A 15442-nucleotide genomic window follows, 5' to 3' on the forward strand; every position below is an offset into this window, starting at 1 on the left:
CAAATAAAGTAATAAAGTATTGGAAGTAATGATTTCCCAGAAAGTGGCAGTAACCGGCAAATGGCGTTCGAGGATCATCATCCTGAGCTTCTTGTTTGTTGGGTTGGTAGTTGGTTTCTGGTTTTTGCGAACTCCCGATTCTGCTGCAATTCGCATCCAAAAAACTGAAGTCAGTGCGATTTCAGTAGTGACAGCTGCGGTGGCGCAACGTGATGTGCCGGTCAAATTTAAGATCAAAGGCACGGTCTCTCCTATCCAGGCAGTTGAAGTACGACCGCAGGTCGCTGCTACGATCAAAACAGTTCATATCAAGGAAGGTCAATTCGTAAGTAAAGGCGAGCGATTGTTTACCCTGGATACCCGCGCGGAAGAGGCCAATCTGGCTAAAACCATTGCTCAACTTGCCAAGACAAAGGTCGAATTGCAGAATGCAGTGCGTCAGCTCAACCGTCAACGGGAATTGTTTCACAAAAATTTTATTTCTCAGGCAGCACTTGATGTTGCGGAGAACCAGGTTGAGCTGCTGCAGAATCAACTGAGATTTGATGAGGCTGCAGTGCAGGCAGAACGTGTCACTCGTGACTATGGTGAAATAGTTGCGCCGATTGCAGGCCGTACCGGTGCAATTCAGGTTTATCCGGGTAGTCTGGTGCGGCCTGACGCCTCCATGCTGGTGAGCATCACGCAGATTGATCCGATTTATGTGAGCTTTGTGCTGCCTGAGCGCGAACTGGACACTGTGAAACAGGCCCTTGCCAAAGGGAAAGTGACTGTCAGTGCTCAACTTAATCTACCTGACCAACAGGAGCGGAAGGGGCGTGTGGTATTTATTGATAGTGCGGTCGATACCGCCAGCGGTACGATACGGGTCAAGGCTGAATTCGCTAATGCTGACGGGAAATTCTGGCCCGGCATGTTTGCCAATGTCACGCTGATATCCAGTATATTGACTAATGCATTGACTGTTCCCGCCCAGGCCCTGCAAACCGGGCCACACGGCCAATTTCTTTTTGTCGTTGGGGAAAATAATCGAGTGGTTCCACAATCGGTCAATATCAGGTTAATCCAGGAAGGTATCGCTATAGTCGAAGGGGTAGAATTGGGTCAGTGTGTGGTGATTGAAGGAACCCAGCATCTTCGACCTGGTACTTTGGTAAACGCGGACAGTTCTTGTGAGCAAATATTTCATTCCGATCAAGGCAGGTTGAGATCGGATTCTGGCGATAGCAGTAATCAACCCCTTTAGGTAAGTGATGAATCTGGCAGAATTGTGTATTCGTCGTCCTGTAATGACAATATTGCTGTCCTTGACAGCAGTCATTGCAGGCCTCCTGGCTTATAGCGGCATCCCTATTGCAGCATTACCCCGCTTTGATACGCCTACCATTACCGTTACTGCGGTGTTACCGGGTGCAAGCCCGGACACGATGGCTTCGGCAGTAGCTACTCCACTTGAGCGTCAGTTTCTAACGATTGCCGGTTTATCAGTCATCAGCTCAACCAGTACGCAAGGGAATACCGTAGTCACGCTGGAGTTTAATCAGGATCGTGATATGGACAGTGCTGCAGTAGATGTTCAGGCGGCATTATTGCGGGCACAGCAATCACTGCCCGTTGAAATGACGACAATGCCTTCTTATCGGAAGGTCAATCCCGCTGATACTCCGATTACGATTCTTTCGCTGACATCTGACACGATACCCTTTCCGGAGTTGAATAACTTTGCTGACAAGTTGATTGTGCCGACCTTGTCTACACTTCCCGGTACAGGGGAAATACGTATCAATGGCCAGAAAAAGTATGCGATACGAGTGCAGGTCAATCCACTTGCGCTGGCCGCGCGCAACTTAACGGTAGATGATGTTGCAGCTGCATTGGCAAAGGCCAATGACAATTCGCCCGTTGGTACGCTGGATGGACCACGTCAGACGTTGATCATTCAGACTAACCGCCAACTTGATAACGCTGAGGCTTTTGCACAATTGGTTGTTGCTACTACGCCTAACGGTCATCCGGTTAGATTGTCCGATGTGGCTACAGTTGAAAACAGTGTGGAATCAGTCAAAACTGCTAGCTGGACTAACGGCCAGCCCTCCATTATCCTGCTAGTTTATGCGCAACCTGGGGCGAATATTATGGCAATCGTCGATGCGGTCAAGGCAGCTTTACCCGACATCAACGCACAGTTACCGTCTTCGGCTCAATTGGCATTTTACCTGGATCGTGCTCAGTCGATCCGGGAAGCAGTCTTTGACGTGCAAATGACTTTCGGATTAACAGTTGCCCTGGTTATCCTGGTGATGTTTCTGTTTCTTCGTAAACCCACTGTCACGCTTATTCCAGCGTTATCGCTGCCCATTTCATTGCTGGGCACGGTGGCGCTCATGCGCGTTTTTGGCTATACGCTCGATAATATTTCCCTATTGGCCATTACTCTGGCGGTCGGGCTGGTAGTAGACGATGCCATTGTAATGCTGGAAAACATCGTGCGCCATATCGAAAAAGGCATGTCGCCGCTGCAGGCTGCATTGCGTGGGTCGAAGGAGATTACGTTTACCATTCTATCGATCTCGATTTCACTGGTAGCGGTATTCATCCCGGTTTTTTTCATGCCAGGAGTGATTGGCATGATGTTCCATGAATTTGCCGCTGTCGTCAGTATAGCGGTGCTCATGTCGGCGGTTGTTTCACTGACGCTTATTCCCATGATGGCAAGCCGTTATCTGGTACCGTATTCATCAGATGAACGGGGTATGAGATTGACGCAATGGTTTGAGAGCGGATTTAATTATTTGCTGGCAGCCTACACTTATTTGCTGGACTGGGCATTGCGTTATCGTCGAACAGTGCTGGTAATTGCCATGAGTACTTTTGTTGCAACGGCCGTACTCTTTATAGTGCTGCCCAAAGGATTCTTTCCAGAAGAAGACACAGGCCGAATCATGATTTCGATTGAAGCAGCAGAAGACATTTCTTTTCCTGCGCTAACTCGGTTGGTAGAACAAACGAATCAGATCATCCAGGCAAATGCTGTCGTCGATAACAGCATTACTTTCACAGAAGGTGCCAATAGTGCCCGAATGTTTATCGGCCTTAAGCCGCATAGCGAACGACCGCCGATGAGTAAGGTGCTGGAAGTGTTGCGCCATGAGGTCCACCATGTTCCCGGCGTCAAGATATTCATGACACCCTCCCAAAATCTAAGGATTGGCAGCATGCAGAGCAAGAGCCGCTATCAATATGTGATGCGCAGCGTACACGCCGAGGATCTCTACGTGACGGCCGATGCTATGATGTCACGGATGCAACAGCATGCGGTTTTTAGGGATGTGACCAGCAATCTGAAACTCAAAGGGCTGCAGGCGCGACTCGAGATCGATCGCGATAAAGCTAATTTACTCGGTGTAGAAATCGCTACGATTCGGTCGGCACTTTATAGCGCGTTTGGCGAACGACAGGTTTCCACCATTTTTACCTCGAGTGATAGTTATCGGGTCATTCTGCAGGTTGCCGGGGAGTATCGTGACGATGAAAGTGCTTTTGATAGCATTCATTTGCGAGCAAAAAATGGTGCGCTGGTCCCTCTCTCGAGTGTGGCCACAGTAGTGCGCAAAATGGGACCGCTGGCAATCAACCATGTGGGACAACTTGAGTCTCTGACAATCTCGTTTAATCTTGCCCCGGGCGCTGCTTTGGGGGATGCCGCTAAGCTGATCGAACAATTCGAGCAAGAGATAATGCTATCTGACAAAATCGTGACCAGCTTTGCAGGTGATGCGGCAGCCTTTCAATCTTCCCAAACAAGCCAGCTCATACTGATTGTGGCGGCATTGCTGGTTATTTATGTTTTACTTGGGGTGTTATACGAAAGCTATATACATCCCATTACCATTCTTTCCGGTCTGCCTTCCGCAGCCGTGGGTGCATTGGGCCTATTATGGTTATGCGATATCGAACTTTCCATCATTGCGATGATCGGTATTTTAATGCTCATCGGCATTGTCAAAAAAAATGCCATCATGATGATCGATTTTGCGCTGGAGGCCCAACGCGAGCAGCATCTGTCGCCCTATCAAGCGATTCGTACCGCCTGTCTGTTACGTTTCCGGCCGATCATGATGACAACACTCGCTGCCATGATGGGGGCGCTGCCGATTGCCCTGGGGATAGGGGCGGGTGCCGAGTTGCGTCAACCGCTAGGGCTGGCAGTGATAGGTGGGCTATTATTTTCCCAGGTGATTACCTTGTTTATCACTCCGGTGATTTATCTTTATTTGGATCGATTTTCAGGAAGTGGCCCAATCCAGGTTACCGAGCAACCTCAGCATACTGAACCGCTGAGAGGTTAGTAATGCATTCAAGAAAAATAACCAGGATATGACGCTGAGAATTTTTGAGGGAATATCTTTATGAATCTTTTTCGACTCTCCTTTCGTATGTTGCGTCGTGATAAGCGAGCAGGTGAATTGCGCATACTTGTGTTGGCGCTGATAATTGCGGTAAGCAGCGTAACCACGGTTGGATTTTTTTCTGATCGGGTGCAGCTCGCCCTTTCCAGGGAGAGTAATCAATTACTGGGAGCTGATCTGCTGATCATCGGCGATCGACCTTTACCAGCACATTATGCAGATAAAGCCGAGCAACTTGGTTTAAAGATTGCTACATTGACTCGGTTTTCCAGTATGGCCAGCAAGGGAGAAAATAGTCTTCTGGCTGAAATCAGGGCGGTCTCGGCTGGTTATCCTCTGCGGGGTGAATTGCGGCTTGCAGACAGCGCCAGTGAAATTATCACGGAACAAAAGACGTATGTTGCGCAAGGTATTCCTTCTCCAGGTACGGTCTGGATCGATGAAAAATTAATGACTGGTCTCGATATTTTTCCAGGTGAGACACTGGAAGTGGGCGCTACCCAGATGACCGTAGCTGCATTGATTGCCCGCGAACCGGATTATTCTGTCGGCTTTATCAATATGGGAGCAAAATTATTGATGAATGCAGATGATCTGACTGCCACCCATCTGATTCAGCCGGGTAGTCGAGTGACCTATCAATTACTGGTTGCAGGTGAAGAAGAGCAGGTTACCAAGTTTCGCAGCTGGGCGCAGATGCAACTTGTTCCTGGGCAGCGCATCGAAGGCATACGTGATGCGCGCCCAGAAATTCGTGCAGCATTGGAGCGTGCAGAAAAATTTTTGAGTTTAACTGCACTGGCAAGTGTGGTAGTAGCCGCCGCAGCAATTGCGCTTGCTGTACGTCGCTTTATCCAGCGTCACCTCGATGGGTGTGCGATCATGCGTTGTCTGGGAGCCAGTCAGGCAACGATATTGCGTCTGTATTTGTATCATTTTGCCATATTGGGATTGGTGGCTAGTGGGCTAGGTTGCTTGCTGGGTTTTATAGCGCAAGAGTTCCTATCGCACTGGATGGCTGGATTGGTTGAAACGTCATTACCCTTCCCAAGTGGATTACCCGCTGTACATGGCTTATTAAGTGGTATGGTCCTGTTGCTTGGATTTTCCTTGCCCCCTCTACTTAATTTACGGCGTGTACCTGCGTTACGGGTATTGCGCCGTGATTTTGGCATGACCAATTTACATGGGCTGGCAGGTTACGCATTTGGCCTGTTGGCACTGTCTATCCTATTTATATGGGAAGCAGGTGAGCTGCGTTTGGGAATTTTGGTGATGCTGGGATTCTTGGCAGCTATTGCAATTTTTGCATTACTGGGTTGGGTATTGATTAAGTTATTAATGCTGGTACGGCAGCAAGCTGCAAGTGCATGGCGTTATGGGCTGGCCAATATCCGACGTAGAACGATTGCCAGCCTGGTTCAGTCGATTGCATTGGGGTTGGGTTTAATGGCCATGTTAGTACTTACCTTGATTCAGAGTGATTTACTAAAGGATTGGCGAACCAGCTTGCCGCCTAATACCCCTAACCGGTTTCTGATTAATATCCAGCCTAATCAATTACAGCCTTTGGCAGAATTTTTTACTCAACGTGAGATGCGGCAGCCTGAGCTATATCCGATGGTGCGGGGTCGTTTAGTGACTATTAACGATCAGCCAGTGCGTATCGATGATTATACTGAGGCACGGAAGAAACAATTGCTAAACCGTGAATTCAATTTATCCTGGGCGGATGAATTACAGTCAGATAATGAGATCGTGGCGGGTCACTGGTGGCAGGGAGAGGGTTCACTTGATAGCGAATTATCCATGGAGGAGGAAGTAGCCGAAACAATTGGGGTTAAATTAGGTGATCAGTTAACGTTTGATATCGCAGGCAACCAGTTTTCAGCAAAGATTACTAGCTTGCGGAAAGTTGATTGGGATACCTTTCGAGTCAATTTTTTTGTAATGGTGCGTCCTGGTCAACTTGATACGTATCCGATTAATTATGTGACCAGTTTTTATCTGCCACCTTCACAAGTGGGCGTTATGCACGAACTGGTCAAGAATTTCCCAAATTTACTGGTGATTGATGTGGCGACCGTGATCGAGCAGGTTCAGAAAATGATTACGCAAGTATCCCGTGCGATAGAATTTGTGTTTCTGTTTACTTTACTGGCTGGTTTTATCGTGCTTTATGCCGCTATTTCAGCAACCCAGGATGAGCGGATTTATGAGGCGGCTATTTTCCGCACGTTGGGTGCCAAACGTAGGCAACTGGTTCGTGCCTGGGCAGCTGAATTTTCCATACTGGGTGGTCTGGTAGGGATCTTTGCATCAGCAGGTGCCAGCGTGCTGGCTTATGTGATCGCTAAATATGCTTTACATATTTCTTATACCTTTAACCCCATGATTTGGGTAATGGGTATTTTGGTTGGGATGATAGGCGTGACCATTGCAGGATTGCTGGGAACGCGCTCAACCCTGACACACCCTCCATTGTGGACGCTGCGCAAAATTGGATAAAGGGAGAGCGATATGAAGGATTGGATAAGGTAGGAAGCAATTGCTTTACTTCATCAATTCCTACGGAATTGTTCCTTATAAGAAACTCTCCATAAAACGAGCACAGTGAAATTTGCTGAGGTTTCGTTTCGGCAAAATCGTATATCAGATAATAGACGAATGTTCGAATTTCTTAACGCCTTGATTTGCTTGTGCAAGCGCTTATTCGGTCTTCCCTGATTTTTAAACCTAAAAACCGCAATTGATTACTTGATTGGAGAAATAAGATCATGACATATAAAGGCATTTTCGAAATTTTCTCATTCACGAGAATAATGATGCTGCTACGAGGTGCATCGTCTGTCGCTCCAGCGCGAATGCGGCGTTACTCTTCGGATTGCAGGGGGCGGTCCTATGGCCTCATCGCGCCTTGCCTCACACTTGGATCACAACACGCTCCACCTTGTCCAACTGCGGTTTTTTAGGTTAAATCGAAAATAGTAAAATAACGTAGGAATATTTCCTGCTATGTGTAGGAAATATTCCTATTTTTGTGTAGGAAAATAAACTACATAAATTATATGTTATTTCCATTTATAACATTATAATATTCTCACATAATACTTATAATTATTAACTGCTTGCATGTTGTGTCGGGTCTGTTCTAATGTTCGAAAGTGGCGGCTGGGTGCATTTTATCTCCTAATGGTTCATAAGCATGGAAAAACTAGTTTTAGATCTCTGTCTGATTTCACCCGCTCAACCGTTGCTTTGTGATGCTTATCGCCGGATTCTGCGCTTACTGGAGCGAAACCGGAAGTCGGTGGATGTTGTAATTACCAGGAGGGGATTGAACTCGCTACCAGAGGAAGCGGATTGGACAACTGTCCAATCTCTGGCAGATCTTAATATGAACGAGAGAGAACCGGATATGTATCTTTGCTGGGATTTACCGGCAATCAATGAGGTACTGGGCAGCACCCGCCGTCAGCCTGTGGTTTATGGCGTGACGATCGATAATATATTGCAAGGTGTCCTTCCGGTGCATCCACGCATCGTGGGCTATCTCTCCGATGCACCATTCCTGCGAGGGATGTTGGTGGGTTGCGGTGTTCCGCTGGATCGACAATTCAGCTTGGCTGCAGAGATAAATACGGAGGATTATCCCTCGCCGGAATCAGCGGTTTCTAAACTGAATAGTGTGCTCTTGATATCTGATGATACCGCCTTTAGTTCGACGGTGGCAGCTGCCTGCGAAGTCTTAGGAGTGGGGCTCGAGCGCTTGCAACATGCCGCGAGTGTGCAGGAGATGCCACCGAAGTTTTATGCTCGTTACAGATGTGTCATCGCAGCGGGTCGAGCAGCGCTTCAGGCTGCGGCGGCCGGGGCGACTGTAATTGTAGCAGATGAACGCGGCAGTGCCGGGCTGCTGACACAAGAAAATCTATCGCGGGTTCTCGATGCGCATGCAGGGCCAGCTTGCTTTGAGAACTCCGGCGGGATAGAAACAGTTTTGTTAGCCTTGAGAGATAGCCTGGCCGTGGACACGTCTGGCTTGGCCCAGCAGCTTTGTATAAGTCACAGCGAAACAGCGCGTGCGCGTCATTTCACCGTCTGGCTGCGGCAGATGCGCAAGAACGCTGAAGTAGTGGCTTCTAGCCGGGATAGTAATGTAGGATGGCCTCAATTGCTGAATATCGCGGCGATGACTGCTGCAGCAACCCAGTGGGCAAGCACAGGGTTGAGCGCTGGCGTAAAAAAGAATTTCAATTTCTCCTCTTTGCTGCCTTCCACAGAAATGCTAGTTGAGTGCGCTATGCCCGTCGCTGTCGAATTAGCGTCACCGCCACGTTTGCCGTTCAACCAGCATATCGCCGCTAATGAAGAGAAAACCTTGACGTTATTTTTCGGCGAGGGCTGGTCCGGCGGCGAACCGTGGGGGCGCTGGACGGACAGCTCCAAAGCAACTATCCAGTTCGAAACTGAGGTAATAGACGGCAGCAGCGAACTGTTACTCTATCTTCACACTTTTTTGCCGTTAGGCTGCTTATTTCAGCGAGTGGTTGTAAGTATCAACGGCCATCCTCTGTTGTGCTGGAAATTGGACCACACCACGCACAAAGTGCCTTTCCGGTTGCCATTGAATCCAGAGTATCTGAATGGAAAAAATGTATATCGGATAAAGTTTAATCTGCCGGATGCCAGTTCGCCTCAATCTTGGGGGAAGAAAGATGTCCGCATGCTTGGCATAGGATTGACAGGCTTTGAACTGCGAAGGGTTCTGGAGTAAGCAACTATCCATCAGGTATTAGAAGATACCTGGAAAATTATGACAGACATCATAGAGGATCTTCATTCATTTTATAAGCTAGAAAGGAACTAAAAGGGAGGTAGCAGTATGGTTTTAATAGCTTATTCAAACATTGAAATGACCAGTGTTGCTGATAATAAAACTGTAAATGCAACTGAAGCCTGAAGTTCAGATAGCTTTATTATTGAGGACTCAGGTAATTCAACATTAAGCACCTTATTAGCTGGGAGCACTATTTCGGTTACGGTAACGTGGTCCGACGAAATCAATACTTTCACTCAAAACCTTATCCCTGGTCTGTAAATTCGGATACTTTTAACTTTACTTACGCCTATTTCCTGCGCGGCACGCGGGTTCTGACGTGGTATGGCTATTGCCCGGTCGAGGAACTGGCAATAGGTGACGAACTGCAAACGCTGAACGGCTGCTGGCGGTCACTGCGGTAGATTGGCCATCAACGTATCACTACACTTTTCGGATTAACTAAGAATGCGCCAGTGCGTATCATCGCAGGGGCTTTCGGACCGGCGTTGCTGGAGCGAGATGTCTTTGTCTCGCAGGATCATGCAATTTTTTTCCGGAATCAACTTATCCCTGCGAAAAGTTTGATCAACGGCGTTACCGTGTTTCGTGATACCACTGTTAAGGATATCGAATACTTCCATTTGCTGCTTGACCGGCATGATGTGATCTTCTCGGAAGGGCTTGCCACTGAGAGTTATGTGCCTTGTGAAAATATTGACTGGTTCGATAATACATCGGAATACCCCGAAGCATTGCTTAACGCCATCCGCGCTGGTACCGCGGAGTGCCTGAACGAAAGTTACCCGCGCCGTGTCACCGGCCCAATTGTGGAAACGGCTCGCGCTCGGCTGGCTCGTCTTGCGTCGGTAAAGATCAAAGATCGCGCGGTAAATTAACTAGATCCTTGAGAAAACCTGTTTTCTTTCAATTACTAAAGTGGAAATGTATTTTATTATTAACCAATGACTGATTAAAACTGGTCCCAGAACGGATATACAAAAGCCCCAACTGGCGCAGAATTTTGTGCAGATATATAACCTGCACCGTACAGCAAGGCACTCATGGCATCACCTGTCACACCTGTGAGAAAACTTCTCTTCAGGTATCCATTGTTTTTCATATGTTTATTCATTAGTTCCACCATTCTGCGTCGCGTGAGCTTCTTTTTGCTCGTTACCGGTACTCCACGCTTGGTTCCCGTTATTCATATTCTGACGGTATCCGTCAGTCAGTATCTCAGGATGCTTTCTCCGCATAAGCATTGCCAATAGAAGTTCTCTACTCAGTGTTCTACCACTGTTTCATTCGAATTGTTGAAAGTGTGCTTCCGGTGGTGCAGACCTACTATCAAGCGAATTGGAATACCAGGGCAGTCCTTCTCAGAATACAACCGTTCAGACCGTTCTTCTACGACAGACCAGTCAATCTTCCTTGTCAGTCGGTACAGCTCGTAACATTGGCCCAACATCTATACCAGTCTCATGCGAACAAGATTGTCACAGCGACTGCGTTATTGCTTTTCTGGTTTCACTAAACTCACCAGAAATGAGGGGTTAACTACCTTAATTCTTGCGAATTCCATATCTATTGAATACCTCTCAACATCAATATTCATCCGAATTTAAGAGTCTCTCAGGAGCAATTAACCATTCTCTGGGTATGGATAAATAATGAGAGATATCCTATAATGCATGTAGGAATAATTCCTACATAAAAGTAAGAATAATGCCTATGTAATATAGGAATTATTCCTAGGTGTAAATAGGAAAACTTCTTACAATGTTTACTATTTTCGAATAAAAAATAAAGAAGATTTGGATAAATGCTTGTACAAACGAAGTTTGATGTTATGGGATACTCGAAAACTCGTTTATTTAATTGATTACACAGTTTGCCCAAAATGAAGTTTAAGCAAAACTCTCTGTGTTCGTTTTATATCGAATTATTTCAAGACTTATGATCCATGAAATTTGACGGCTAATGCATTTTTTTCTTTATTACTGTGACATACGCTACACACGTCAAATTACCACTATTTCATGAACCAGGGAGAACAACAGCGTGGCTAATACAACTTTTTCAAACATTATTATTGGTAATGTTGCCGGAAATGATGGCAAAATAGATCAAAATGAAGCTTCTAGTACTTTTGCCATAGAAGGCTCGGGCATTTATTCCTCTACAGCTCCTTCCGTTGGCCAAACAATTCAGGTTAAGATTACATGGTTTGACGCAGCCCATCCGGGAGGTATCGAACAAACCATTAACGCTATAGTTAAGACTGTTCTTGGCGGAAGTAGCAAAACATTCACTTGGAGTATTGACGAAAACAATTTTGCTGGAACTACTGTCGGTCAACAGCTCGCTTTGGGTGCAGACAGTGTGAAGGTAACCTTTCCTCAGTCTATAGATAATAATGGTACACCTAGTGGATCTGCAGATTCGAATACTTTTAACTTTACCTACGCCTGCTTTCTCCGCGGCACACGAGTCCTCACCCGGTATGGCTATTGCCCGGTCGAGGAGCTGGCTATAGGCGACGAAGTGCGGACGCTGAACGGCGGCTGGCAGTCGCTGCGGTGGGTTGGCCATCAACGTATCGCCACACTTTTCGGGTTAGCAAAGGGTGCCCCGGTGCGTATCACCGCAGGGGCTTTCGGACCAGGGTTGCCAGAGAGGGATGTTTTTGTCTCTCAGGAGCACGCAATTTTTTTCCGGAATTACCTTATCCCTGCGAAAAGTTTGATCAATGGCGTGACTGTGTTTCGTGATACCACTGTCGAGGATATTGAATATTTCCATTTGCTGCTTGACCGACACGATGTGATCTTCTCAGAAGGACTTGCCACTGAGAGTTATGTGCCTTGTGAAAATATTGACTGGTTCGATAATACATCGGAATGCCCGGAAGCATTGCTTAACGCCATTCGAGCTGGTACCGCGGAGTGCTTGAGCGAATGCTATCCACGCCAGGCCAACGGTCCCGTCGTAGAAGCGGCTCGTGCTCTGCTGGCCCGTTTTGCACCGGCGAATGTCAAGGACCGTGCGGTAGGTTAGCTTGCACGTTCCCAACCCAGACTGATGGCAAGTTTTTCGTCATCGATTGGGCTGGGAGATACAGAATATACTGATTCTCAGCGATTTTCCCGGAGGAGGCGTTGATACAACAGCGCCTCCAACCGTCCATTTAGATTTCCTCCATATTTTCTTCTCTACGCTATAAGAACGGGTTGCTTGAAACTCAGGTGTGTGAGGCGACAGCTCTTGAATGCTTATTAATTTTGTAAGCTAACTGCCAGTCTGCAATAGAGTAAAAAAAACTATTTCAGGTATTAATTCCTGATTTTTAAGTTAAGTTTTTCCAAAAATTTTCACCTTGGTTGTTTCAAGTGGAAAATCCTGGTTCGATTTACTTCAACTCTGTGAATAAATTTGTAGCGCTGACACTACAGATAGTGGTTACTGTGGCCGATATAGTGATTAATCGAAATGACATCATCATTGATATAAGAGTTGTTCCTATATTAGGACAAAAGAATTTCCTACAACATTTATTATTTTCGATTAAAGAAATTAGGGAATAGGGGAAGTCTGAATAAATATTTACCCAAACAAATTACGGTGTTTAGCGCTTTGGGATATGGTTTTGCCAAAATGAAGTTTAAGTAAATTCTCTATTTTCATTTTATAGAGTGTTTCTTATAAGTAAAAACGAATAATACAAAGAAGTAAGCTTATGACTTAGGGTATTCATGTCTAACACATCCTGTTTCTTTATTGCTGTGACGTAAGTTAATACATAGCGGATTCACAACTATTTCATGAATCAGGGAGCATAACAGCATATCTACAAAATTATCAGATATTATCATTAATCATGTTAGCGAAGACAATGATGTAACTAAAGGTGAGGTTTCTAGTAGCTTTGATATTTTGGGCTCAGGTGGATATTCAGGGAGAGCTCCTACCGTTAATGAAACTATCTCAGCTACAGTTAAGTGGTCTGACGGAACTCACACCTTCACTCAAAATATTAACGCCATAGTTGATAGCGTTACTAAAACCGGACACCACGAAAAAGAAGATCGCAAAACATTCACTTGGCATATTACCGAAAGCAATTTTTCTACGACTTTTCCCAACCTCAATCTTGGTTCAGACGATACCGTTCAAGTCACCTTTCCCCAGACTATAAATCCTAATGGTACAACTTATGGGACTGTATCTTCTCCTATTACGACGTTTGCTTATGGCTGTTTCCTCTGCGGCACACGGATCTTGACCCGGTATGGTTACTGCCCGGTCGAAGAGTTGGTTGTGGGCGACGAAGTTCGAACGATGAACAGCGATTGGCAACCGTTGCGGTGGATTGGGCATCAACGTGTCGTTACGCTTTTCGGACTGGTAAATGGCACGCCGGTGCGCATCACCACAGGCGCTTTCGGGCCAGCGTTGCCGGAGCGGGATGTTTGTGTTTCTCAGGATCATGCAATTTTTTTCCGGAATGAGCTTATTCCCGTTAAATCTTTGATCAATGGTGTGACCGTGTTTCGTGATACCAGTGTCAAGGATATCAAATACTTTCATCTGCTTCGTGACCGGCACGCGGTGATCTTTTCGGAAGGGCTCGCTACCGAGAGTTATATGCCTTGCGAAAACATTGAATGGTTTGATAATACATCGGAATGCCTGGAAGCATTGCTTAACGCCATCTGTGCTGGTACCGCGGAATGTCTGATCGAAAATGCTATCCGCGCAGAACCGACAGCCCTGCCGTGGAAGCGGCTCGCGCCCTGTTGGCCCGCTTTGTGCCAGCAGAACTCAAAGACCGCGCGGTAGGCTAATTTGTGCCCCCGACTCCAGCCGTAGTAGATTTTCCGCTATCGGCTGGATTCATATCGAATATAGGGATTTTCCAGCGGCAGCGTTGACTTACTTACAAAGCTTCCAGCTATCTCTTTCTATTTCTCCGAATTTCCTTTTCTGACATGCAAGAACCAGCTGCCAGCCAAGCGACGATATTGCGTCTGTATTATTTTGCTCTATCGGGATGAGCCGATTCATAAGGATCCTCCTTTGGATGAGGATCTAAAAATCCAGGTAGAAAGCTATGTTTACTTCGATAGCTTTCTACACGTCCAGTTTATGCAGCGTTCATCAACTAAAAGGAAATTAATTGCTAATCTTGACAAAATCACCATTTTTCTTGATCCACACTTCATTAGTGAAAGCATCATAGATACTGTTGGCATCAGTGGCAAAACAATCGGCTACGGTCTGGCTAGTGATAGTATTTTTGGCCGCCATGGTGATGGGTGGATTGACGGTGATGCCAGGAACGCTTTGAAATTGCCCTTCGAACGCGGATGTCATGTCGTAGCAGACATCTGAATGGACAGTCAGATTGGGGCTTTCCCGCGGTGCATTGATGGTGCAATGCTTGCCATTAAGGGAATCATTAGCAAAAGATTGAAATGGGTTGGGAATGCCAGGAAGGTCAATGGTAATCCCTCTTATTTCGGAGGAAGTGACATTACTGGTGGTGAGTAAGGAAATGCCAGTTGCAGAAGCTTGTCGGGGTGCCTCACATAAATTGGGGTTTGTTGGAAGTGGAATACATTGCCCATTGGTCGTGACATTGACGACATTACCACTCTGCGTGAAAACCAAGCCGGCAGGCACATTGGCCGTATTACAGGCAGGAATGCTGCCATTGCCACCCAAGTTGACTATGTGGGTGATCATATTGGGCAGGCTATCAATGAATGTGGGGTTATTGCCCCAAGGACCGCCTAATACATAAATGCCGTTATCAGTCTTATTAACACCTGCATAAATGCCTACTTCAGGATAGTACCTGAAAAGCCAAGGTTCAATACTTTGCGTAGCCTGGTGACTTGGAAAGAATTCGGGATAAGTATTTTCAGCCCAGTTAAGCAAGATCTCGGCATCACTGGCAGTATCAGCTGATGCGAAATTGAAGCTGCTCAGCAGGGCAAGGGAACAGGCTGACAAAATGAACTGCTTTATGCGGTGTTTCATGTAAATAACCTCTAATTTAATTTGTTGGAATTAATTTTTATTTAATTGGTTAGAGTATTAGTATTCTATCTTTGTATCGGGATAGAAAGCCGCGAGATGTTCTCTTTCTATATATAGAATATAAAGTACAGGATATAAAGTACGATTTAGCAGATTAAAGCAGGCGTTT

Annotated in this window: 9 protein-coding genes; 7 read left to right on the forward strand and 2 right to left on the reverse strand. The window is 46.3% G+C overall.

The features are described from left to right. The first annotated feature begins 28 nt into the window (after positions 1-28). The 5 genes from R2Q26_RS06415 to R2Q26_RS06435 all read left to right on the forward strand — a co-directional run bounded on the left by R2Q26_RS06415 (position 29) and on the right by R2Q26_RS06435 (position 10127). The gene (locus R2Q26_RS06415; RefSeq protein WP_317535521.1) at positions 29-1246 is read left to right on the forward strand and encodes an efflux RND transporter periplasmic adaptor subunit; all 1218 of its coding nucleotides are present in this window, start codon (positions 29-31) and stop codon (positions 1244-1246) included. Positions 1247-1253: 7 nt separating this feature from the next. Continuing rightward, positions 1254-4349, forward strand: coding sequence for an efflux RND transporter permease subunit (locus R2Q26_RS06420; RefSeq protein WP_317535522.1), 3096 nt, complete (start codon positions 1254-1256; stop codon positions 4347-4349). Between the two features lie 60 nt (positions 4350-4409). Then, positions 4410-6917: an ABC transporter permease gene (locus R2Q26_RS06425; protein WP_317535523.1), complete on the forward strand. Its 2508-nt coding sequence runs from the start codon at positions 4410-4412 to the stop codon at positions 6915-6917. 697 nt (positions 6918-7614) lie between these two features. Beyond that, complete coding sequence (locus R2Q26_RS06430; RefSeq protein WP_317535524.1) at positions 7615-9186, forward strand: hypothetical protein; 1572 nt, start codon at positions 7615-7617, stop codon at positions 9184-9186. Between the two features lie 482 nt (positions 9187-9668). Further along, positions 9669-10127: a Hint domain-containing protein gene (locus tag R2Q26_RS06435; RefSeq protein ID WP_317535569.1), complete on the forward strand. Its 459-nt coding sequence runs from the start codon at positions 9669-9671 to the stop codon at positions 10125-10127. A 74-nt stretch (positions 10128-10201) separates the two neighbouring features. Here R2Q26_RS06435 and R2Q26_RS06440 read toward each other — a convergent pair whose 3' ends face one another. After that, positions 10202-10363: a hypothetical protein gene (locus tag R2Q26_RS06440; RefSeq protein WP_317535525.1), complete on the reverse strand. Its 162-nt coding sequence runs from the start codon at positions 10361-10363 to the stop codon at positions 10202-10204. A gap of 929 nt (positions 10364-11292) precedes the next feature. Between R2Q26_RS06440 and R2Q26_RS06445 the strand changes: the two genes are divergently transcribed. Continuing rightward, the gene (locus R2Q26_RS06445) at positions 11293-12288 is read left to right on the forward strand and encodes a Hint domain-containing protein (RefSeq protein ID WP_317535526.1); all 996 of its coding nucleotides are present in this window, start codon (positions 11293-11295) and stop codon (positions 12286-12288) included. Between the two features lie 876 nt (positions 12289-13164). After that, complete coding sequence (locus tag R2Q26_RS06450; protein WP_317535527.1) at positions 13165-14070, forward strand: Hint domain-containing protein; 906 nt, start codon at positions 13165-13167, stop codon at positions 14068-14070. Positions 14071-14403: 333 nt separating this feature from the next. On the opposite strand, the gene R2Q26_RS06455 is transcribed toward R2Q26_RS06450, so the two are convergent. Next, entirely contained in the window at positions 14404-15273 is an 870-nt protein-coding gene (locus R2Q26_RS06455) for a hypothetical protein (RefSeq protein ID WP_317535528.1), read from the reverse strand. Positions 15274-15442 lie beyond the last annotated feature (169 nt).

It is taken from the genome of Nitrosomonas sp. Is37, assembly GCF_033063275.1.
In the GTDB taxonomy this organism is placed as follows: Bacteria; Pseudomonadota; Gammaproteobacteria; order Burkholderiales; family Nitrosomonadaceae; genus Nitrosomonas.